This is a genomic window from Streptomyces sp. NPDC029164 (genome assembly GCF_055563995.1).
Window position 1 is genome coordinate 38,742 of record NZ_JBVHWW010000035.1, and the last position, 20,742, is coordinate 59,483.

19 protein-coding genes and 1 pseudogene are annotated in these 20,742 nt (G+C 71.3%); 10 read left to right on the plus strand and 10 right to left on the minus strand.

Translation table 11 applies throughout. The features are described from left to right. Window positions 1-207: 207 nt before the first annotated feature. From ACZ4VT_RS29250 to ACZ4VT_RS29275, 6 genes and pseudogenes are all read right to left on the minus strand, one after another. On the minus strand, window positions 208-1,266 hold the full coding sequence (locus ACZ4VT_RS29250) for a BMP family lipoprotein (protein WP_467954099.1): 1,059 nt from the start codon (window positions 1,264-1,266) through the stop codon (window positions 208-210). Between the two features lie 230 nt (window positions 1,267-1,496). Continuing rightward, window positions 1,497-2,741, minus strand: coding sequence for an amidohydrolase (locus ACZ4VT_RS29255; protein WP_467954177.1), 1,245 nt, complete (start codon window positions 2,739-2,741; stop codon window positions 1,497-1,499). Between the two features lie 136 nt (window positions 2,742-2,877). Next, window positions 2,878-4,101: a hypothetical protein gene (locus ACZ4VT_RS29260; RefSeq protein WP_467954101.1), complete on the minus strand. Its 1,224-nt coding sequence runs from the start codon at window positions 4,099-4,101 to the stop codon at window positions 2,878-2,880. A gap of 46 nt (window positions 4,102-4,147) precedes the next feature. Continuing rightward, on the minus strand, window positions 4,148-5,056 hold the full coding sequence (locus ACZ4VT_RS29265; protein WP_467954179.1) for an N-acetylneuraminate synthase family protein: 909 nt from the start codon (window positions 5,054-5,056) through the stop codon (window positions 4,148-4,150). A gap of 411 nt (window positions 5,057-5,467) precedes the next feature. Beyond that, a pseudogene (locus ACZ4VT_RS29270) lies at window positions 5,468-5,839 on the minus strand (cytidylyltransferase domain-containing protein); the annotation flags it as partial. Beyond that, complete coding sequence (locus ACZ4VT_RS29275) at window positions 5,836-7,326, minus strand: DUF6716 putative glycosyltransferase (RefSeq protein WP_467954103.1); 1,491 nt, start codon at window positions 7,324-7,326, stop codon at window positions 5,836-5,838. The gene ACZ4VT_RS29275 and the pseudogene ACZ4VT_RS29270, both read right to left, overlap by 4 nt. 176 nt (window positions 7,327-7,502) lie before the next feature. On the opposite strand from ACZ4VT_RS29275, the gene ACZ4VT_RS29280 reads away from it, so the two are divergent. Together ACZ4VT_RS29280 and ACZ4VT_RS29285 are read left to right on the plus strand one after the other, a co-directional pair. Further along, on the plus strand, window positions 7,503-8,483 hold the full coding sequence (locus tag ACZ4VT_RS29280; protein WP_467954105.1) for a glycosyltransferase family 2 protein: 981 nt from the start codon (window positions 7,503-7,505) through the stop codon (window positions 8,481-8,483). Further along, window positions 8,483-9,886, plus strand: coding sequence for a polysialyltransferase family glycosyltransferase (locus ACZ4VT_RS29285; RefSeq protein WP_467954107.1), 1,404 nt, complete (start codon window positions 8,483-8,485; stop codon window positions 9,884-9,886). The genes ACZ4VT_RS29280 and ACZ4VT_RS29285 overlap by 1 nt, the downstream gene beginning before the upstream one ends. Here ACZ4VT_RS29285 and leuE read toward each other — a convergent pair. Then, window positions 9,879-10,529 carry a leucine efflux protein LeuE gene (gene leuE / locus ACZ4VT_RS29290; RefSeq protein WP_467954109.1) on the minus strand — a complete coding sequence of 217 codons (651 nt, stop codon included), beginning with the start codon at window positions 10,527-10,529 and terminating at the stop codon, window positions 9,879-9,881. The two genes, ACZ4VT_RS29285 and leuE, sit on opposite strands and share 8 nt — an antisense overlap. Before the next feature lie 61 nt (window positions 10,530-10,590). After that, the gene (locus ACZ4VT_RS29295) at window positions 10,591-12,171 is read right to left on the minus strand and encodes an acyl-CoA mutase large subunit family protein (RefSeq protein WP_467954111.1); all 1,581 of its coding nucleotides are present in this window, start codon (window positions 12,169-12,171) and stop codon (window positions 10,591-10,593) included. Window positions 12,172-12,350: 179 nt separating this feature from the next. On the opposite strand from ACZ4VT_RS29295, the gene ACZ4VT_RS29300 reads away from it, so the two are divergent. Further along, on the plus strand, window positions 12,351-13,223 hold the full coding sequence (locus tag ACZ4VT_RS29300; protein ID WP_467954113.1) for a L,D-transpeptidase family protein: 873 nt from the start codon (window positions 12,351-12,353) through the stop codon (window positions 13,221-13,223). 262 nt (window positions 13,224-13,485) lie between these two features. Here ACZ4VT_RS29300 and ACZ4VT_RS29305 read toward each other — a convergent pair whose 3' ends face one another. Both ACZ4VT_RS29305 and ACZ4VT_RS29310 read right to left on the minus strand, forming a co-directional pair. Continuing rightward, entirely contained in the window at window positions 13,486-14,535 is a 1,050-nt protein-coding gene (locus tag ACZ4VT_RS29305; protein WP_467954115.1) for a hypothetical protein, read from the minus strand. After that, window positions 14,535-15,287, minus strand: a complete 753-nt coding sequence (locus ACZ4VT_RS29310; protein WP_467954181.1) for an RNA polymerase sigma factor — start codon at window positions 15,285-15,287, stop codon at window positions 14,535-14,537. The genes ACZ4VT_RS29305 and ACZ4VT_RS29310 overlap by 1 nt, the downstream gene beginning before the upstream one ends. 340 nt (window positions 15,288-15,627) lie before the next feature. Here ACZ4VT_RS29310 and ACZ4VT_RS29315 point away from each other — a divergent pair, with 340 nt between their 5' ends. The 7 genes from ACZ4VT_RS29315 to ACZ4VT_RS29345 all read left to right on the plus strand — a co-directional run bounded on the left by ACZ4VT_RS29315 (window position 15,628) and on the right by ACZ4VT_RS29345 (window position 20,726). Beyond that, a complete protein-coding gene (locus ACZ4VT_RS29315) occupies window positions 15,628-16,233 on the plus strand; it encodes a 2-oxo-4-hydroxy-4-carboxy-5-ureidoimidazoline decarboxylase (protein ID WP_467954117.1) in 606 nt (201 codons plus the stop codon). 152 nt (window positions 16,234-16,385) lie between these two features. Beyond that, on the plus strand, window positions 16,386-16,766 hold the full coding sequence (gene sdhC / locus ACZ4VT_RS29320) for a succinate dehydrogenase, cytochrome b556 subunit (protein ID WP_078892868.1): 381 nt from the start codon (window positions 16,386-16,388) through the stop codon (window positions 16,764-16,766). A gap of 5 nt (window positions 16,767-16,771) precedes the next feature. Next, window positions 16,772-17,272, plus strand: a complete 501-nt coding sequence (locus ACZ4VT_RS29325; RefSeq protein WP_362800489.1) for a succinate dehydrogenase hydrophobic membrane anchor subunit — start codon at window positions 16,772-16,774, stop codon at window positions 17,270-17,272. 23 nt (window positions 17,273-17,295) lie between these two features. Beyond that, window positions 17,296-19,050: a succinate dehydrogenase flavoprotein subunit gene (sdhA, locus tag ACZ4VT_RS29330; protein WP_362852057.1), complete on the plus strand. Its 1,755-nt coding sequence runs from the start codon at window positions 17,296-17,298 to the stop codon at window positions 19,048-19,050. Further along, complete coding sequence (locus ACZ4VT_RS29335; protein ID WP_362800495.1) at window positions 19,050-19,817, plus strand: succinate dehydrogenase iron-sulfur subunit; 768 nt, start codon at window positions 19,050-19,052, stop codon at window positions 19,815-19,817. The genes sdhA and ACZ4VT_RS29335 overlap by 1 nt, the downstream gene beginning before the upstream one ends. 123 nt (window positions 19,818-19,940) lie before the next feature. After that, a complete protein-coding gene (locus ACZ4VT_RS29340; RefSeq protein WP_467954120.1) occupies window positions 19,941-20,132 on the plus strand; it encodes a hypothetical protein in 192 nt (63 codons plus the stop codon). A 42-nt stretch (window positions 20,133-20,174) separates the two neighbouring features. Next, a complete protein-coding gene (locus ACZ4VT_RS29345; RefSeq protein WP_467954122.1) occupies window positions 20,175-20,726 on the plus strand; it encodes a hypothetical protein in 552 nt (183 codons plus the stop codon). The last annotated feature ends 16 nt before the right edge of the window (window positions 20,727-20,742 follow it).

A 20,742-nucleotide genomic window follows, 5' to 3' on the forward strand; every position in this document is an offset into this window, starting at 1 on the left:
GAGCGGAAGGCAGGGGGGGACAGGGCGGGGAGTGAAAGTATCGCGTCCACGATGCTTCTACGCGCGTAGCACTGTCGGAAGTGAAAACTCGCGGCCACGGGGCCACTTGGTCACAGAATAGTGATCACAGAACGTGGCTCGGGGCCCGGGAGCGATCGAGACCGCTTCCCGGACCCCGGAGACCAGGACTACCTGTCGAAGACGGCCTTACGGGGCGGTCTTGACCTCGATCTTCTTGGCGATGATGTCGGCCTTGGCCTTCTCCACCGCGGCGGTGACGTCGGTCATCGCCTTGTACTTCGGGTTGGAGTCGGCCAGGCCGACGCCGTCCTTGTCCAGGCCGTAGCGGATCTCACCGGTGGTCGGCTTGCCGTCCTGGACCGACTTGATCACGTTGAAGACGGAGTCCTCGACGTCCTTCGTGACCGAGGTCAGGATGGAGTCCTTGTACTTCGCCAGACCGGCCTGGTTGTACTGGTCGGAGTCGACGCCGATGGCCCACTTGCCCTTGGCCGAAGCGGCCTCGATGGCACCGGAACCCGCGAGACCGGCGGCGGCGTAGACGACGTCCGCGCCCGCGTCGATCTGACCCTGCGCGGCGGCCTTGCCGAGGTCGGGCTTGGCGAAACCGTCGAAGTTCGGCGGCTGGGTCAGGTACTGCGAGAGCACCTTGGCGTTCGGGTTGGTGTCCTTGACGCCCTGGGTGAAGCCCGCCTCGAACTTCTTGATCAGCGGAACCTCGACACCGCCGATGAAGCCGACCGTGCCGGTCTTCGACACCTTGGCGGCGGCGACGCCGGCCAGGTAGGAGCCCTGCTCCTCGTTGAAGACGAGGTTGGCGATGTTCGCGCCGGTCACCGAGGTGTCGTCGATGATCGCGAACGTGGTGTCCGGGAACTTCGGCGCGACCTTCTTGATGGCCGGGGCGTAGGCGAAACCGACGCCGATGACCGGGTTGTTGCCCTTGCGGGCAAGCTCGGTGAGGCGCTGGACCTTGTCGGCCTCGCCCTCGCCGTCGGTGGGCTCCGCCTCGGCGCCCTTGATCTTGAGGTCGGTTTCGGCCTTCTTCAGGCCGGCGTAGGCGGCGTCGTTGAACGACTGGTCGCCGCGGCCACCGATGTCGTACGCGATGGCAGCGGACTTCTGACCCGACTCCGAGGGAGAGGAGGAGGTGTCAGAGGACTTCTTACCGCCACAGGCGGTGGCCGAGAGGGCCAGCGCCGCGGACGCGATGCCCACGGTGGCGATCCTGGTGATCCGGCGCAAGGGGAGGCTCCTTCAAAACCTGACCGAAGCGCCACGACCGGCGCTGGTTTCGCGGCGATCGTAACGCGCGTAGATGTCAGTTAAAGGCCCGTTCATGAGTCGTTATCGGATCGTCGTGAACCGGACAGTGACCGATTGGTGACTCCTCACGCGCCCAGCCCTTGTGTACCAAGGGCCGGACACGCCCGACAGGAGAAACGTCGATGTTGTAAGGAGCTTCGCCCCCGCCGTTACCGGGCGGAGACGGCGCGACGCCCGTCGAGCAGGGCGGCGGCCGTGAAGAACTCCACGCCGACCGCGATCGCGTCCTCGTCCACGTCGAAGTCACCGCGGTGCAGATCACGCTTGGCGGTGTCCCCCGGAGCGCGGACCCCCAGGCGGGCCATGGCACCCGGGACATGCTCCAGGTACCAGGAGAAGTCCTCCCCGCCCAGGCTCTGCTCGGTGTCCTCGACCGACTCGGTACCGCAGCGGGCCGTCATCGCCTCGCGCAGCAGTTCGGTGATCACCGGATCGTTGACCACCGGCGGCACCCCGCGCACGTGGTTGATCTCGAACTTGGCCCCGTGCATCGTCGCGATCTCGTCGATCGCCGCGTAGAGCATGTCGGGCGCCTCGTGCCAGGCGTTCAGGTCCAGGCACCGAACGGTTCCGGACAGCTCGGCGTGCATCGGGATGACGTTGCAGGCGTGCCCCGCCTCGATCCGGCCCCAGGTGACCGACATCCCCGAGCGGGCGTCCATCCGGCGGGCCAGCAGGGCCGGGGTGTCGAGGGCGACCCGGGCGGCGGCCGTCACCAGGTCGGTGGTCAGGTGCGGCCGCGCGGTGTGTCCGCCGGAGCCGGAGAGGGTGACCTCCAGCCGGTCGCAGGCCGAGGTGATGGGGCCGGCCCGCAGCCCGATCCGCCCCGCGTCGACCCGGGGGTCGCAGTGCACGGCGACGATCCGGCCCACGCCGTCGAGCACCCCGGAGTCGATGGCGTCGGTGGCCCCGCCCGGCAGCACCTCCTCGGCGGGCTGGAAGAGCAGCCGTACGGGGCGGGGCAGCAGCCCCTGCCGGTCGAGCTCGGCGAGCACCAGACCGGCGCCGAGGACGACGGCGGTGTGCACGTCGTGGCCGCAGGCGTGGGCGCGGTCCGGGAAGGTCGAGCGGTACGAGACGTGCGTCTTGGCATCCGGGATGGGCAGGGCGTCGATGTCCGCGCGCAGGGCCAGCATCGGCCGGCCCCCGTCCCAGGTGCCGACGTCACAGATCAGGCCCGTGCCGGACTTCAGCACCCGTGGTCGCAGGCCGGCTTTCTCCAGCCGGGCCTTGATCGCCGCGGTGGTGCGGAATTCCTGGTGTCCGAGCTCCGGGTGCATGTGCAAGTCCCGGCGGAAGGCGATCAGTTCGGTACGCAGGTGGTCCGGAAGTGTGCCGGGCAGCTCGGGCCGGTCGGACGCGGCGGGCTGGGCGGTCTGGGACTCGCGGGACATCAACTGGTTCACCCGTTGAAGGGTAGGCGCACGGACGGGCCAACTGGCCGGGGATCCACAAAAGTTCATGCCGTTAGGGGAAAGAAACACGGCCTCTGGCGCATGACAGGGTCCCCCTGGGGGTAAACTCGCGCGCTCATCCGGCCGTAGGAGCCGCCTGGGCGGGGAGTCTGCGCACATCACGGGCGGTGTCGGTGACCCCGGCCAGGAAGCTGCGGGCGCGCGCGGACGCGGAGCCGGTGAGCCAGGCGGGGTCCACATCGCATACGGCGACGGTCACACCGGTACCGGTCAGGGCGTACGGCAGTGTGTGGACGACGGTGGACGGAAAGCTGACGATCGTCCGGCCGACGGGACCGCGCCGCGCGATCAGCTCCAGCGGCAGGTCCGGGCGCACGATCTCCAGCCCGGTCGCCTGGCTCAGCGCGCGCAGCTTCTCCGGGGACTCGCGGCGGTGCGCGAAGTAGCGGGTGGCGCCGTGCTCCAGGGTGAGGGCGCGCACCGCCTCCAGGTAGCGGGCCGGGTCCACCACACCGGTCTCCACCAGGGAGGTGCCGACGAGGTCGGTGCCCTTGGTCAGGCGGGGCGGGCCGAAGCGGGCCCGGGTCCAGGCGAAGTCGTTGACCCGCAGGGTCATGGAGCCGTGGGCGGTGACGGGCATCGAGCTGAACACCTCGACGCGGTGGCCGCGGCCCCGGGCGGGGGTGAAGCGGCGGCGCGCGGTCGCGGAGACGGGTGCGTACGCCAGCTCGCGGACCCGGCCGGGCAGTCCCCCGCCGCCGACCCGGTGCCAGCGTACGAGGCGTTCGCCGCGGGCGGTCTGGGCGACGAACTCCATGGTGGCGGTGCCGTCGTCGACCACGACGAGCTCTTCGGCGCGCACGAGGGTGAGCAGCAGCTGCACGTAGCGCGAGAAGGGGTCGCCGATGACGACCGTGCGCGCCGCGCGGACGTCGCGCGCCAGCGCGGCGAGCGCCTTCAGCGGCGCGAACCGGCTGCCGCGCGCCTCCTGCCAGCACACCTCGTACCCCTCGTCCCGCGCGAGCGCGGCCATCCGGCGCAGCTGGCCCCGGGACATGGGGTCGGTGGGCGGCAGGACGACGATCCTCAGGGGTGACCCCGTGCCCGCCGGAGCGGGTGCGGCGGCCGGTACGGCCCCGCCGTCCCCCTGCGCCCGGGCCCGGTCCGGGCCGGGTTCCGCCCCGCCGGAGCGGGGTCCGCGCTGGCGCGGGACCCCGTCCAGCTGCGGCTGCTGCGGGCCTGGGCCCTCCGGGGCGCTGCGCGCGTACGCCCACTCCAGCACGTTGAGGAGTTGGACCGGGCTCTCGACGAACGCCAGGGTGGAGGCGGAGGGGGTCACCACGTACTCCTTGTCGGGGGGCGGAACTCGTACGCGCAGGACCGGATCAGACGGTTGCCGGCTCGCCCTGGAAGCGGCGGAGCTTCTTCATGGGGCCGAGCTCGGACTCGTAGACCCGCTTGACCCCGTCGCCGAGGGCGGTCTCGATGGTGCGGATGTCGCGGACCAGGCGGGTCAGGCCGCCGGGCTCGACGGAGGCTGCCTGGTCGGAGCCCCACATCGCGCGGTCGAGGGTGATGTGCCGCTCGACGAAGGTGGCGCCAAGGGCGACGGCGGCGAGGGTGGTCTGCAGGCCCGTCTCGTGGCCGGAGTAGCCGATCGGGACGTTGGGGTACTCGTCCCGCAGGGTGTCGATGACCCGCAGGTTGAGCTCCTCGGCCTTGGCCGGGTAGGTGGAAGTGGCGTGACAGAGAAGGATGTTGGCGCTGCCGAGCACCTCCACCGCGTGGCGGATCTGCTGCGGGGTGGACATCCCGGTGGACAGCACGACGGTGCGGCCGGTGGCGCGCAGGGCGCGCAGCAGCTCGTCGTCGGTGAGGGAGGCGGAGGCCACCTTGTGGGCGGGGACGTCGAACTTCTCCAGGAAGGCGACGGCCTCGGTGTCCCACGGGGAGGCGAACCAGTCGATGCCGCGCTTGGCGCAGTGCTCGTCGATGGCGCGGTACTCGTCCTCGCCGAACTCGACCTTGTGGCGGTAGTCGATGTAGGTCATCCGGCCCCAGGGGGTGTCGCGTTCGATGTCCCACTGGTCGCGCGGGGTGCAGATCTCCGGGGTGCGCTTCTGGAACTTCACGGCGTCGCAGCCGGCTTCGGCGGCGGCGTCGATGAGGGCGAAGGCGTTGCCGAGGTCGCCGTTGTGGTTGATGCCGATCTCGCCGACGACGTAGACGGGGCGGCCGGGGCCCGCGGTGCGCGCTCCGAAGGTGCGGAGGCGGGGGTCCGGGGTGGAGGTCATGGCAGGGGGCGTCCTTCGGTGCGGGGGTGTGCGGGGTGTGCGGGGTGTGGGCTGCGGGTCGAGGTGTGGCTCGGGGTGCGGATGCGGTGCGGGGTGCGGGTCGAGCAGGGGTGCGAGCAGGCGGGCGCGTTCCAGGTCGTGCGGGTCGTCGATCTCCAGGACCCGGGAGGGGTCGGTGGCGACGGGCAGGGTGCGGCCGAAGAAGCGGTGGCGGGCGGCGCGGAAGCCGTCGGCGTCCATCGCGTAGGCGGCGCCGGTCTCCAGCAGGTCCTGCGGCCGGTCCTGGCGCCGGGGCCGGTACGCCTGGTCGTGGTTGACCCCGGCGCCGGAGCCGTCGGCCCCGGACCGCCAGAGGAAACCGTGGAAGGGGGCCACCGTCAGGGCCGAGTCGGCCGCCCCGGAGGCGACGGCCACGGCCACCGACTCGACGTCGGAGGTGGTCAGGAACGGGCTCGTGCACTGGACGAGGAGGACCACGTCCACGCTGACGGAGTGCAGTTCCTCGAAGGCGGCGAGCGCGTGCAGGAGGGCGGCCTCGCTGCTCGCGGTGTCGCCGGAGATCGCGGTCGGGCGGACGATCACGTCGGCACCGGCGGCGCGGGCGGCCGCGGCGATCGCGTCGGAGTCCGTGGAGACCACCACGTCGGTGACGGTCGGGGCGGAGCGGCAGGCGCGGACGGCGCGGGCGACGAGCGGGATGCCGGCGACCTCGGCGAGGTTCTTGCCCGGGACTCCCTTGGAGCCGCCGCGTGCCGGGATCACGGCGAGGACGCGGGGGCTCACAGCTCCCCCAGCCTGCGGATCACCGGGGCGACGCGCTGCACGCCGTGCCGGTAGGCGCCGCGGGCGGCCTCGCGCAGGTGGGCGCGCAGCCGGCGGCGCAGCCGGGACTCCCCCGCGGTCGGGCGCACCGCGCCGGGCAGCGGGGTGCCGTCGGGGGCGAGGTGGTGCCGGGCGAGGATCCCGGGCAGGTACCGGGGGGCGGTGGTGAGCGTGTAGTACGGCGCGAGGGCGGGCAACCGGGTCGCGGCCACCAGCCCGGCGGCCTTCGCCCGGGCGAGGGCGTACGCATCGTGCGGTACGCCTGCGGCGGGCTCGGCGGAGAAACGCGGCGCGGTTGCACCCGGCGCGGACGTGCCCGGCGCGGACGTGCCCGGCGCGGACGTGCCCGGCGCGGACGTGCCCGGCGCGGACGTGCCCGGCGCGGACGTGCCCGGCGCGGACGTGGTCGGCGCGGGCGTGGTCGGCGTGGTCGTGCCCGGCTCCGGGGGGCGTACGCCCTGGGAGGCGAGCCAGAGCGGGTCCCCTTCCGGGAGGAGCCCGGAGTCGAGCTGGTCCCAGGAGGCCAGGCAGCCGGAGCCCAGGAAGTGGTGGTTGCCGAGGGCCTCGCGGATGCCGAGGTCGGTGAGGATCGCCGTCGGGATGGAACGGTGCAGGGATTCCAGGGCGGCGGTGGAGGAGACGGTGACCAGCAGGTCGGTGCCGTCCAGCACCTCGCCCATGTTCCCGTAGACCAGGCGGCAGTTGGCGGGCAGGCCGCCGGGGATCTTCTCCGCGAGCCGCTGGTACGGCTGCTCCTCCAGGTGCGTGGTGTGCTCCCCGGGCTTGCTGCGCAGCTTGATCAGCACTTCCCGGTCGGGGTGCAGCCGTGCGTGCGCGGCGGCCCGTTCCAGCAGGTAGGCGCGGTCGGCGCGACTGTCGGGCACGGAGGGCTGGACGGCGAAGACCACGGTGTGGGCCCTGCTCCCGGCCGGCTCGTACGGCGCCCCGCCGAGGAAGGGCAGCGCGGTCTCGGTGACGGCTCCGGCGTCCGCGCCGACCCCCTCGTACACGGCGCGGAAACGCTCCGCATCGTGGCGGGAGTTGGCGAGGACGAGGTCGGCCCCGTGCCGCAGCAGCAGCCCGTCGGCGAGCTTCTCGTACACGACGCCCACGTATCCGGTGACGAAGACGGGCCGCTTCGCCGGCTTCGGCCACAGGGCGCGGGCCCCGTGCAGGACGGCCTGGACGGCTCCGCCGACGAGGGCGAGGACGACCACGTCGTAGTGCTCCCGCTCGATCTCGGCGAGGAACTCCGCGCAGGTCACCTCGGACAGCCTCTCGGCCCGCACCCCCACCTCACCGAGCTGGCGCGCGGTGGGTGTGGCGCGGCCGCGCAGCAGGTATCCGGTGAGCTGGTGGTCGGGGACGAGACGGCGGGCGGTGAGTGCGCCCCATTTCCATCGCGTATCGGAATCGGCGAGTACGGCGACGCGTTTGCGTTCTGGCACGCGGCAGAAGCTATTCCGCAATTTCGGTGATCGGCCCAACGAACGCACAACAGCGGGTTAACAACGCGTCGACGAAATGCGAAAGCGCACGGGTTAACTCGCCCGCCCCGCGCCGTTCACGTGGAATCCGCATCCGGGCCACAGTGAATGACAGGCGGCGCCCTAATGTCTCGCGGGTGCCCAAGCTCTCTGTTGTCGTGCCGTTCTACAACGTGCAGACATACGCACCGGATGCCCTCAAGAGTCTCGAACTCAACGCCCGGGAGGATTTCGAGTTCCTGCTCGTCGACGACTGCTCGACGGACGGGACGCCCGGCCTGCTGGAGCGGGCGGCGCGCGAGCTGCCCGGGGCGGTGCACCTCAGACACGAGCGGAACGGCGGTCTGGCCACCGCGCGGAACACCGGCCTGGACGCGGCCAGCGGCGAGTACCTCACCTTCCTGGACGGGGACGACTGGCTGGCCCCCGGCCACCTGGCCCGCACACTGGCCGCCATAGAGACGCTGAACTGCGATTTCGTCCGCACCGACCATGTGCGGTGCACGGGCAGGACGCGGAGCGTGCAGCGCGTCCCCTACGGCCCGCAGTCGGTCGTCGCCGATCCGCGCACCGCGATCCTGCCCGCCGACCGGGCCACCTCGGTGGACTACCCGTACGCCTGGGCCGGCATGTACCACCGACGGCTGCTGGAGCGCGGGACCCTGCACTTCACCGACGGGCTGCGGACGGCCGAGGACCGGCCGTGGATCTGGCGGCTGCACCGGGAGGCGGAGTCCTTCGCCGCGGTGGGCCTGCCCGGGATCTTCTACCGGCGCGGGGTTTCCACGTCCCTGACCCAGATCGGGGACGAACGGCAGCTCGATTTCATCCGGGCATTTGATCAAGTGCTTGCGGATGTCGCCGCGGACCGGGAATCCGGTCTACTGCTCCCGAAAGCCGTCCGAACGTATTGCGCGATTATCGCGCACCATTTCGGATCCATCGAAAGGTTCGAACCGGCCGTGGCCAAGAAACTCCGTTCGATGAGCGCGGCCGCGCTCGGCCGCATGCCCCAGGAGGTATTGGACCAGGTCCTGGACTCGATGGACATCGAACGCTCCACCCTGCTGCGGCGCGTGCGCGGCAGCCGCCGCACCCCGTCGGGAGCGGCCGCCTGATGCCCACCCAGATCTTCCTGGCCTCCACCCTCTACGGCGCGGCCACGCTCGCGGCGGGCATCGACGCGGGCGCGTTCCCGCCCGCCGGCCGCCGGATCCTGCTGACCAGCAACCACGCCGTCACCGCCGAGGTCACCCCCGGGGTCGCGGACATGCCGGGCTTCGCCGCCCTGCGCACCCGCTTCGACGAGGTGCTCGACTGGAACCGGGTCATCGAGCCGCAGCACCCGAGCACCTGGGCCCCGCGCGCGGAGGACGTCCCGATCTGGGAGCGGCAGCTGCGCTCCCTGTGGGGCCTCGGCGAGGACCGTGTCGAACTGGTCGTGGAGTCCCTGCAGGTGCCGCCGGCCCAGACCCTGTGCCGGCTCTTCCCGGGCGCGGCGGTCGACGTCTACGCCGACGGGCTGATGAGCTACGGACCCACCCGCTTCCGGCTCGACCCGCAGCTCGGGATGCGGGTGCGGCGGGTGCTCCACCTGGACCTGGTGCCGGGGCTGAGGCCGCTGCTGCTGACGGAGTTCGGGGCGCGGGAGGAGCTGGTGCCGACGGAGTCCTTCCTCAAGGTTCTCGCCGAGCTCGCCGAGGCCACCGACGCGGCCGAGGCTACCGAAGCGGCCGGGGCCCCCGGGGCCGCAGGGTCCACCGCGGGCGCCGCCGAGACGCCCGGGGCGGAGCCCCCGGCGCTGCTCCTGGGCCAGTACCTCTCGGCGCTCGACCTGATGACCCTGGCCGAGGAGGAGGAGCTCCACGTGTCGATGGTCCGGGGCGCGCACGCCCTGGGCCACCGCGAGCTGGTGTTCAAACCGCACCCCGGCGCCCCGGCCGCGTACTCCCGCCGGGCCGAGGAGGAGGCCGAGCGGCTCGGCGCCCGGCTGACCGTGATCGCCGCGCCGGTGCTGGCCGAGACCCTCTACCAGCGGCTGCGTCCGGCGCTGGTCGTCGGCTGTTTCTCCACCGGCCTGCTGACCGCGGCCACGCTGTACGGGCTCCCGGTGGCCCGGACCGGCACGGAAGGGGTCCTGGCCAGCCTGACGCCGTACCCGAACAGCAACCGGGTCCCGCTGGCCCTGGTGGACGCCCTGCTCCCGGACCTCGCCGACGCGGAGGCCGTGCGCACCTGGACGCCCCCGACCCCCGAGCAGGTCCGGGCGGAGCCGGCGGCGCTGCTGACCGCCGTCGGGTTCACCATGCAGCCGCAGATCCTGGCCGCGCGGCGGCCGGCGGCCGAGGCCTACCTGGCCCAGCACCTGGACACGCGCACGTGGCGGTACTTCACCCGGCGCCGGCTGACCTCCCTGGGCCTGCCGGGTGGCATCCCGGCGCAGCTCTCGTTCCTGCCGCGCAGCCGCGCGGTGCGCCGGGCCGTGCGGCGGCTCGGCTGGGTGCGCCGCGCCCTCAGCTGACGGCGAGCTTGGCCGCGAAGCCGAGGAAGAGCACGCCGGCCGCCGAGGTGGCCCCGGCCGACAGCCTCTTGCGCCGACGGAAGGCCTCCGAGAGCCGGGTACCGCCGAAGATCAGCAGCGTCAGGTACACGAGGCTGCCGGTCTGCAGCAGGCCGCCGAGGACCAGGAACGACAGCGCCGGGTAGGCGTAGGACGGGTCCACGAACTGCACGAAGAAGGACATCAGGAAGAGGATGGCCTTCGGGTTGAGGAGGCTGATCAGCAGCGCCCGCCGGTAGGGCCGCTCGGCCTCGCCCGCCTCGGCGGGGGCGGCGGCCCGGGCCTCGTCCCGCTCCCGGCGCGTGCGCCACAGCGCCCAGGCGCCGCGCATCATCCCCACGGCCAGCCAGGCCAGGTACCCGGCGCCGAGGAACTTCACCACGGTGAACACGACGGGGCTCGCCCGCAGCAGCGCCCCGGCGCCCACGGCGGTCAGCAGCATCAGCACGGCGTCGCCGGTGAACACTCCGGCGGCGGCCTTGTATCCGGTGCGCACCCCGCGCCGGGCGGCGACGGAGAGCACGTACAGCGAGTTCGGACCCGGCAGAAGAATGATCAGTACGAGGCCGGCGAGGTACGTCGGCAGATCGGTGACACCCAGCATGTGCAGGAGTGTCGCATGAGGACACACCTGACAGTCCAGTGGCCTCTTTCCACGCGCACGGTCACCATGTGGAATCCGTCGGCTCGTACGTCCCCCACACCTCCCTCAGCGCCCCGCACACCTCCCCCACCGTGGCCCGCGCCCGCAGCGCCTCCTTCATCGGGTACAGCACGTTCTCCGTTCCCGCGGCCGCCTCCCGCAGGGCCCCGAGCGCCGCCGTCACCGCCGCCGCGTCGCGCTCCGCCCGCAGCCGCGCCAGGGCCGCGCACTGCCGCGCCTCGATGGCCGGGTCCACGCGCAGCGGCTCGTACGGCTCCTCCCGTTCCAGCGCGAAACGGTTGACGCCGACCACCACCCGCTCCCCGCCCTCGGTCTCCTGCGCGATGCGGTAGGCGTTGCGCTCGATCTCCCCCTTCTGGAAGCCGTTCTCGATCGCGGCCACCGCTCCGCCCTGGTCCTCGACGCGCCGCATCAGCGCGAGCGCGGCCGCCTCCAGCTCGTCCGTCATCCGCTCCACGGCGTACGACCCGGCGAAGGGGTCCACGGTGTGCGGCACGTCCGTCTCGTACGCGAGGACCTGCTGGGTGCGCAGCGCCAGGCGGGCGGACTTCTCGGTCGGCAGCGCGATGGCCTCGTCGAAGGAGTTGGTGTGCAGGGACTGGGTGCCGCCGAGGACGGCGGCCAGCGCCTGCACGGCCACCCGTACGAGGTTCAGTTCGGGCTGCTGCGCGGTCAGCTGGACCCCGGCCGTCTGGGTGTGGAAGCGCAGCATCAGCGACTTCGGATCCCGCGCCCCGAACTCCTCTCGCATGACGCGGGCCCAGATCCGCCGGGCCGCGCGGAACTTCGCGACCTCCTCCAGGAGGGTGGTGCGGGAGACGAAGAAGAAGGAGAGCCGGGGCGCGAACTCGTCGACCGCCATGCCGGCGGCCAGGGCCGTACGGACGTAGGCGATGCCGTCGGCGAGGGTGAAGGCCACCTCCTGCGCGGGCGAGGCCCCCGCTTCGGCCATGTGGTAGCCGGAGATGGAGATGGTGTTCCACTTGGGGATCTCGGCCCGGCAGTATCGGAAGGTGTCGGCCGTCAGCCGGAGCGAGGGCTCGGGCGGGAAGATGTACGTGCCCCGCGCGATGTACTCCTTCAGGACGTCGTTCTGGACCGTGCCCGTCAGCCGCGCGCCCGTAATGCCCTGTTCCTCCGCGACCAGTTGGTAGAGCAGCAGGAGCAGCGCGGCCGGCGCGTTGATGGTCATCGAGGTGGAGACGCGGTCGAGCGGGATCCCGTCGAACAGCGTCCGCATGTCGTCGAGCGAGTCGACGGCGACGCCGACCTTGCCGACCTCGCCGTGCGCGAGCGGGGCGTCGGAGTCGTGCCCCATCTGGGTCGGCAGGTCGAAGGCGACGGACAGTCCGGTGCCGCCGCCCGCGATGAGCTGCCGGTAGCGGGCGTTGGACTCGGCGGCCGTGCCGAAACCGGCGTACTGCCGCATCGTCCACGGACGCCCGGTGTACATGTTCGGATAAATCCCCCTGGTGTAGGGGAAATCGCCTGGTTCGCCCAGAGCGGCCGCGGGGTCCCACCCCGTCAGGTCGCCGGGCCCGTAGACGGGTTCGATCGGGATTCCGCTCTCGGTGTGTGCCATGTGACGAAGACCTCCGTAGAGCTACCGGGCCCGAGGCTGATAAAACCTTGCCCGCACATCGCTTCGTAAGGCCGCGGACGGCTGCTGGTCACAATGGCGCAACATCCCGTGGCCCAGTGCAACTCTCCGCGCGCGCCAGGCATCACCTAGATACACGACGTAGAAACCGGGGGACTGCAATGCAGCGCCAGAGATTGATAATCCGCACGATCGGGGTGGCCGCCGCCGTCGCGCTCACCGCGACCGCCTGCGGGCCGCAGAAGTCGGAGTCCGCCGGCTCCACTCCCTCGGCTCCGTCCTCGCCCACGGCGGGCGCCACTCCCGAAGCCTCTCCGACCACCGACAACAAGCCCGGCGAGGCCTCGCCGTCGCCGTCGGCTTCCGCGTCGGCCTCCCCGTCCGCCTCTCCTTCGCCCACGGTGAAGCAGGTCATGGCCAACGGCGACGACACCGACCAGGTGCGCGAGCTCCAGGCACGCCTGCGGCAGCTCAAGCTGATGTCGGTGGCACCCACCGGTTTCTACGGCTCGAAGACCACGGCCGCGGTCAAGTCCTTCCAGTCGAAGAACGGTCTGACCGCCACCGGTTCGGTCGACGAGGCCACCTGGAAGAAGATCCAGAGCGCCAGCAAGAAGCCCACCGCCGACGAGCTGCGCCCGCCGACCGTCAACGAGGTCGACGCGCCGGACCCGCGCTGCATGGAGGGCCGGGTCATGTGCATCAGCAAGGAGAGCCGCACCCTCGCCTGGATGATCGACGGCAAGGTCATGTCGACCATGGACGTGCGCTTCGGTTCGGAGAACACCCCGACCCGTGAGGGCGTCTTCAAGGTGGACCGCAAGGAGAAGGAGTGGACGTCCACCCTCTACCACACGGCCATGCCGTACTCGATGTTCTTCAGCGGCGGCCAGGCCGTGCACTACTCGGCCGACTTCGCGGCCCGCGGCTACAACGGCGCCTCGCACGGCTGCGTGAACGTCCGCGACAAGGGCAAGCTGTCGTCCCTCTTCGGCCAGGTGAACGTGGGCGACAAGGTCGTCGTCTACTGGTGATGCGCGCGGCCCCACACGCCCACACAGAAGGCCTTCGACCGGGATCCGGTCGAAGGCCTTGTCGTTGGGAGGCCGTGGGCCGGCCGCCGGGGTCGGGGTAAAGGGCGCGGGCAGGGCCGGGGGAACGTGCCCCGCCCGCGCCGGTTGCGCAGAGCCCAGGGGTACGGGGGGAACCCCGGCTCATGCGCGGCCGATGACCAGTCGGCTCGATATGTACTGCGTCGCCGGTTCGAAAAGTGTTACAGGCGGGTCAGCACACGTGTCAGAGACCGGTGCGCAGGCCCGTCGAACCCCGCGGAAGCGCCGGGGCCAGGGTCGGGGCCTCGAGCGTCCCGTCCCCCAGCGGGGTGTCGCGGCGCTTGCCGCCGGAGTCCCCGTCCAGCACCGACTTGCAGTAGTCGGGTATCCGGGTGAGCCCGTCGGCCAGACGGGACAGCCGCTCCCGACGGTCGTCGTCGAGACGTCCCGACCGGTAGTCCTGGCAGAGGTCCAGCGCCTTGAGCAGGGTCTCCCGCTCGCGCCCCTCACGGTCCTTGCCGGTGTCCCCGTTGCCGAAGGTGTCCCGGTCCGGGTCGTTGTCGCCCGTGCCGCCCGCGGTGCTCCGGCCGCTCTCGGGGTCCTTGCCCGCGCCGCCGGTGCCCGAGAGGCCCGACGAGGTGTCCGCGCCGGTGCCGGTGCCGGGCACCGTGCGTCCGTCCGGGCCCGGGGACTGCGTGGGCCCCGGGGTGACCGTCGAATTCGAGCCGTTCGGCAGCGGGGTGGGCAGCAGCTTCGGGGTGAGCGTCGGGGCTCCGCTGCCGATGCCCGGCTCCGCGTTCTCACCGGCGCTGACGGACATCGCCGGTCCGGGGCCCGCCGTGTCGTGCCGGTCGCGGTCCAGCAGCCCGGCGCCCGCCGCCGCGGCGAGGCCGCCGACGGCGACGCTCGCCAGAGCGGCCGCCAGGCCGAAACTCACCGTCCGGGCGCGCCGGGGCGCGGGGGCGAAGGAGGGGACGAGACGGCCGAGATCGACCACGGGCTCGCCGGATCCGGCCGCCGCGGTGCGGTCCGACGGGTCCGCGGAGCGGCCCGCGGCACGCGCCGTGCGGAAGGCGGCCACGGCCGCGGCCTCGCCGGGCAGTTCCGTGCCCGCGCGCGGCAGCTCGCCGCCCGCGCCCAGGGCTTCCAGGGCGTCCAGCGCGGCGCGCAGTCGCGCGGCCTCGATGCGGGCACGCGGCTCGGCGCCGGCCCGCCCCACAGGTTCCGCCGGTTCGCCGCGCAGCAGTCTGTCCGCCGCGGCCTGGTCCAGCCACCTGTTGCGCTCGTCGGCCATCACATGTCCTTCTGCGTCCGCCAACGTGAATGCGTCACACCGGTTTGTTCTACGAAGCCCCCACCTCGGCCACGTTGCGCGGGCACGGCGTCGAGATCCCTCCCGCCCCCGCCGTCCCACGGCTGGCCACCGGCATTATGGCCGACCGCCGCGCCCGGCTCCGCGCCGGTGTCCGGGTCCGGCCCGAAGCCTCCGTCCGCGCCCCCTTCGCCGAGCAGCTCGGCCAGCTTCTTCAGACCCCGGTGCGCCGCGGTGCGTACGGCGCCGGGGCGCTTGCCGAGGGTCTCGGCCGCGCTCTTGGCGTCGAGCCCGACCACCACCCGCAGGACGACGGCCTCGGCCTGGTCCTGCGGGAGCCGGGCGATGAGCGCCATGGTCCGGCCGGTGGAGAGGGACTCCATCGCCGCGCCCGCGGTGTCGCAGTCGGCGGCCCACGCGGTCAGCTCGGTGTCGTCGCCGCCTATGGCGGGACGGCGGCCGCGCATGCGGATGTGGTCGAGGGCCCGGTTGCGGGCGATGCGGGCGGCCCAGCCGCGGAAGCGGTCGGCGTCGCCGGTGAAGGAGTCGAGGTCGCGGGCGATCTGCAGCCAGGCCTCGGAGGTCACGTCCTCCGCGTCGCCGTCTCCGACGAGCGTGCGTACGTAACCGAGCAGGCGTGGGTGCACGGCGCGGTACACAGCACGGAACGCGTTCTCGTCGCCGTCCTGTGCCGCGAGCACCGCGGCGGTCAGCTCCGCGTCGTCCCCCAGCAAAGTCCCCAACCCGTTCACTGTCCTGTACCTGTGGCGCAAATCAGCACGTTACGGCTTTCAAGTACCTCCCGTCCACGAGCGATACAACGTGCAACCAACCCTGTGCGGAGCGAGGTGTGACACAAAACGCACTCGGGGCGCTGACAGGGATACGGGCTTGTCGCACGAGCCCGTGACGGATGGCGGCCGGGGCCTCTCCTGTGGGGGGTGGCGGCCTCGGTCGCCCTCCCCCTCCCGGACGACTTCCCGGGCCCGGCTGTGGCGCTCACGTCATCCTTTCGGCTCACTTCCGGGTGAAATCCCCAGATGGGTACGACACACCCTGCCTCCCGTCGCTAGCGTGGCGGTACACCCGCGCCGCGCCCCGAGGAGCCCCCCGCTGTCCAGCCACCTTCCGGCACAGGCCCGCGGCTGCCCCGATCCTTCCCACGGCTCCGGACTGGCGCGGTTCAACGCCCTGTCCCCCGAGGCCGCCCACGCCGTCCTGCTGCAGTGCTGCGGGAGCCGGCGCTGGGCGCACCGGATGGCCACCCACCGCCCCTACCCGGACCCGGACGCCCTGCTCGCCGCCGCGGACGAGGCCTCGTACGACCTTTCGCAGGCCGACCTGACCGAGGCGCTGGCCGCGGAGTGCTCGGCGGAGCTGGGCCACGGAGCACCGTACGCCGCCCTGCTGGCCCTCGACGCGGCGCACGCGGAGTACGAACGGAAGTTCGGCCACGCCTTCGTGATCTGCCTCGCCGGCCACCCGCCGGAGGAGCAGGCGGACCAGCTGCTGGGCGCGATCCGCCGCAGGATGACGCACGAGGTGGACGAGGAGCGCTCGATCTCCGCGGACGAGCTGCGCCGCGTCGCCCAGGACCGGCTCTGGGATCTGACACGCTGGCTGACCTCGGCGGATGGGCCGACTGCCACGGAAATCGGGCTATTCGCCCCTGTGGGATAGTCCGTACGTGCCTGTTTGATCACACCGATGGCCCCCGCGCAAGGGAACCGACAAAGCGTCGCTACGATGTCCGGGGCCGGAGGACCGTACCCGGCCGGGCCCGACCGACAAAGAAGCCGGCTGGCCCCCGCCCCGCTTCCGGAGGGTTTTCCGTGCCGGCTGGAACGTTGTACCGCGGCCGGGAAGGAATGTGGTCCTGGGTGGCTCATCGAGTCACCGGCGTCCTCATTTTCTTCTTCCTGTTCGTACACGTCCTCGACACCGCACTCGTCCGCGTCTCCCCCGAGGCGTACGACGACGTGGTGGCTACCTACAAGACTCCGATCGTCGCGCTGCTGGAGTACGGCCTCGTCGCCGCCATCCTGTTCCACGCGCTCAACGGTCTCCGTGTCATCGCCGTGGACTTCTGGTCCAAGGGCCCCCGCTACCAGAAGCAGATGCTCTGGACCGTCGTGGGCATCTGGATCGTGCTGATGGTCGGGGCCCTGTACCCCGTACTGGGCCACGCCTACCTTGAACTGTTCGGGAAGTGACACGCATGTCTTCTGACACTTCTTCCGTCGACATGACCAAGGGCGCCGGCGACGGCGGCTCCGTGACCGGCGTCTCGCTCTACGACGTCGACAACCCGGCGCCGTACATCGAGGCCCCGCGCAAGCGCACGGGCAAGACCCCGCGCTCGACCCGCGGCAACTTCGAGATGGTCGCGTGGCTCTTCATGCGCCTCTCGGGCATCGTGCTCGTCGTCCTGGTCATCGGGCACCTCCTGATCCAGCTGGTGCTCGACGGCGGCGTCTCCAAGATCGGCTTCGCCTTCGTGGCGGGCCGGTGGGCTTCCCCGTTCTGGCAGGTCTGGGACCTGCTGATGCTGTGGCTGGCCATGCTGCACGGCGCCAACGGTCTGCGTACCGTCATCAACGACTACGCGGAGCGCGCCAACACGCGGCTGTGGCTGAAGGGCCTGCTCTACACCGCCACGGTGTTCACCATCCTTCTGGGCACGCTGGTGATCTTCACCTTCGACCCGAACATCCGCTAGGCAACGGGGCTGAGGCGAAACCAATGAAGATCCACAAGTACGACACCGTCATCGTCGGCGCAGGTGGCGCGGGCATGCGCGCCGCCATCGAGTCGACGAAGCGCAGCCGCACCGCGGTGCTGACGAAGCTCTACCCCACCCGCTCCCACACGGGCGCCGCGCAGGGCGGCATGGCCGCCGCGCTGGCCAACGTGGAAGAGGACAACTGGGAGTGGCACACCTTCGACACGGTCAAGGGCGGTGACTACCTGGTCGACCAGGACGCCGCCGAGATCCTGGCGAAGGAAGCCATCGACGCGGTCCTCGACCTGGAGAAGATGGGCCTGCCGTTCAACCGCACCCCGGACGGCACCATCGACCAGCGCCGCTTCGGCGGCCACTCGCGCAACCACGGCGAGGCCCCGGTCCGCCGGTCCTGCTACGCCGCGGACCGCACCGGTCACATGATCCTCCAGACGCTGTACCAGAACTGCGTCAAGGAGGGCGTGGAGTTCTTCAACGAGTTCTACGTCCTGGACCAGCTCCTGGTCGAGGAGGACGGCGTCAAGAAGTCGGCCGGTGTGGTCGCGTACGAGCTCGCCACCGGCGAGATCCACGTGTTCCAGGCCAAGGCCGTCATCTACGCCTCCGGCGGCACCGGCAAGTTCTTCAAGGTGACCTCCAACGCGCACACCCTCACGGGTGACGGCCAGGCGGCCTGCTACCGCCGCGGCCTGCCGCTGGAGGACATGGAGTTCTTCCAGTTCCACCCGACGGGCATCTGGCGCATGGGCATCCTGCTGACGGAGGGCGCCCGCGGTGAGGGCGGCATCCTCCGCAACAAGGACGGCGAGCGCTTCATGGAGAAGTACGCGCCGGTCATGAAGGACCTCGCGTCCCGTGACGTCGTCTCGCGCTCCATCTACACCGAGATCCGCGAGGGCCGCGGCTGCGGTCCGGCCGGTGACCACGTGTACCTGGACCTGACGCACCTGCCGCCGGAGCAGCTCGACGCGAAGCTCCCGGACATCACCGAGTTCGCGCGCACCTACCTGGGCATCGAGCCGTACACGGACCCGATCCCGATCCAGCCCACCGCGCACTACGCCATGGGCGGCATCCCGACCAACGTCGAGGGTGAGGTCCTCAGCGACAACACCACCGTCGTCCCCGGCCTGTACGCGGCCGGCGAGGTCGCGTGCGTGTCGGTGCACGGCGCGAACCGCCTGGGCACCAACTCGCTGCTGGACATCAACGTCTTCGGCAAGCGCTCCGGCATCGCCGCGGCCAAGTACTCGCAGGAGAACGACTACGTCGAGCTCCCCGAGAACCCGGCGCAGCAGGTCGTCGACCTCGTCGAGCACCTGCGCAACTCCACGGGCAACGAGCGGGTCGCCGAACTGCGTCTGGAGCTCCAGGAGACGATGGACGCGTGCGTGATGGTGTTCCGTACGGAGCAGACCATCAAGACCGCGGTCGAGAAGATCGCGGAGCTGCGCGAGCGCTACAAGAACGTGTCCGTCCAGGACAAGGGCAAGCGCTTCAACACGGACCTGCTGGAGGCCATCGAGCTGGGCAACCTGCTCGACCTGGCCGAGGTCATGGCCGTGTCCGCGCTGGCGCGCAAGGAGTCCCGCGGCGGTCACTACCGCGAGGACTACCCGAACCGCGACGACGTCAACTTCATGCGCCACACCATGGCGTACCGCGAGGTCGGCGACAACGGCAAGGACTCCGTCCGGCTGGACTACAAGCCCGTCGTCGTCACCCGCTACCAGCCGATGGAGCGTAAGTACTGATGGGTACCCCCACCCTGTCCAAGACGGACGAGATGGAGGCCGCGGCCGCGGCTTCCCCCTTCATCACGGTCACCTTCCGGATCCGCCGCTTCAACCCGGAGATCTCGGAGGAGTCGACCTGGCAGGACTTCCAGGTCGAGATCGACCCGAAGGAGCGCGTGCTCGACGGTCTCCACAAGATCAAGTGGGACCTCGACGGCACGCTGACCTTCCGCCGCTCGTGCGCGCACGGCATCTGCGGCTCCGACGCGATGCGGATCAACGGCAAGAACAGGCTCGCCTGCAAGACGCTGATCAAGGACATCAACCCGGAGAAGCCGATCACCGTCGAGGCCATCAAGGGCCTCACGGTGATGAAGGACCTCGTGGTCGACATGGAGCCCTTCTTCCAGGCGTACCGCGACGTCATGCCGTTCCTGGTCACCAAGGGCAACGAGCCGACGCGTGAGCGCCTGCAGTCCGCCGAGGACCGCGAGCGCTTCGACGACACCACGAAGTGCATCCTGTGCGCCGCGTGCACGTCCTCGTGCCCGGTGTTCTGGAACGACGGCCAGTACTTCGGCCCGGCGGCGATCGTCAACGCGCACCGCTTCATCTTCGACTCGCGTGACGAGGCCGGCGAGCAGCGGCTGGAGATCCTGAACGACAAGGACGGCGTGTGGCGCTGCCGCACGACCTTCAACTGCACCGACGCGTGCCCGCGTGGCATCGAGGTCACGAAGGCCATCCAGGAAGTCAAGCGCGCCCTCATCACGCGCCGCTTCTAGCCTTTTCGACGCGGACTCCGTCCGTCGGCCTCAGCTGAGGCCGGTGGACTCCGGGGCCCCGCCCCTCCGGATCTTTTCCGGGGAGGCGGGGCCCTCGTCGTTCCCCGAGGCGGCGCGGGCGGGTTGGCCTTCCACAAGCCGGCGGACGGGACCGGGGTGTGGGGCAAGACCGGCAGCACGGCCCAGTGCTCCAGCGGGGTCTTCGGCACCGCGGACGGCCGCCGCGTCGTCACGTACTCCTTCCTGCGGGGCCCCGCCGCGACCGAGGACGAGGCGATCGGGCACGTCACCGGCATCGTGGAGGCAGCTCTCTGACCGGCGTACGGGGAGGGGGGTCGTTGTGGAAGGATCGGCCACATGAGCGAGCAGCAGCCGAATCCGTACGCGAACGACCCCACCAACCAGGGCGGTCAGCCCGGCACTCCCGGTCAGGGCGACTACAAGTGGGGTCCGGGCGAGGCCAGTTACGGCTATCCGCAGCCCTACCCGGCGGCCCCGGCCTACCAGCCGACCATCGGCGGCGCGGGCCTGCCGGCCCCCGGCTACCCCGCCGCCGCCCCGGCCGGCGGCGCCGGCCTGTCCCTCGGCGACATCACCATCGCCGGGGACCAGATCATCACCCCGTCCGGCTCGATGCCGCTCAAGGGCGCGATGTGGAACGCGACCGACTTCTCGCGCACCGAGGAGAAGATCCCGGCCCACGCGGTCGTGCTCGCGATCGTCTTCTTCATCTTCTGCCTGCTCGGCCTGCTCTTCCTCCTGATGAAGGAGAAGACCACCACCGGCTACATCCAGGTCACGGTGACCAGCGGCGGCCGCCACCACTCCACGATGATCCCGGCGACGAACGCGGGCTCCTACCAGTGGGTGATGTCCCAGGTGAACTACGCCCGCTCGCTGAGCTTCTGACGGGGGCGGAGCGGGG

What these genes read in the sequence shown, in the direction of transcription:
- ACZ4VT_RS29255 (WP_467954177.1), bottom strand. Translation starts at nt 2,741, where the DNA reads ATGTCCCGCGAGTCCCAGACCGCCCAGCCCGCCGCGTCCGACCGGCCC.
- ACZ4VT_RS29265 (WP_467954179.1), bottom strand. Translation starts at nt 5,056, where the DNA reads ATGACCTCCACCCCGGACCCCCGCCTCCGCACCTTCGGAGCGCGCACC.
- ACZ4VT_RS29285 (WP_467954107.1), top strand. Translation starts at nt 8,483, where the DNA reads ATGCCCACCCAGATCTTCCTGGCCTCCACCCTCTACGGCGCGGCCACG.
- leuE (WP_467954109.1), bottom strand. Translation starts at nt 10,529, where the DNA reads ATGCTGGGTGTCACCGATCTGCCGACGTACCTCGCCGGCCTCGTACTG.
- ACZ4VT_RS29295 (WP_467954111.1), bottom strand. Translation starts at nt 12,171, where the DNA reads ATGGCACACACCGAGAGCGGAATCCCGATCGAACCCGTCTACGGGCCC.
- ACZ4VT_RS29300 (WP_467954113.1), top strand. Translation starts at nt 12,351, where the DNA reads ATGCAGCGCCAGAGATTGATAATCCGCACGATCGGGGTGGCCGCCGCC.
- ACZ4VT_RS29305 (WP_467954115.1), bottom strand. Translation starts at nt 14,535, where the DNA reads ATGGCCGACGAGCGCAACAGGTGGCTGGACCAGGCCGCGGCGGACAGA.
- ACZ4VT_RS29325 (WP_362800489.1), top strand. Translation starts at nt 16,772, where the DNA reads ATGTCTTCTGACACTTCTTCCGTCGACATGACCAAGGGCGCCGGCGAC.
- sdhA (WP_362852057.1), top strand. Translation starts at nt 17,296, where the DNA reads ATGAAGATCCACAAGTACGACACCGTCATCGTCGGCGCAGGTGGCGCG.
- ACZ4VT_RS29335 (WP_362800495.1), top strand. Translation starts at nt 19,050, where the DNA reads ATGGGTACCCCCACCCTGTCCAAGACGGACGAGATGGAGGCCGCGGCC.
- ACZ4VT_RS29345 (WP_467954122.1), top strand. Translation starts at nt 20,175, where the DNA reads ATGAGCGAGCAGCAGCCGAATCCGTACGCGAACGACCCCACCAACCAG.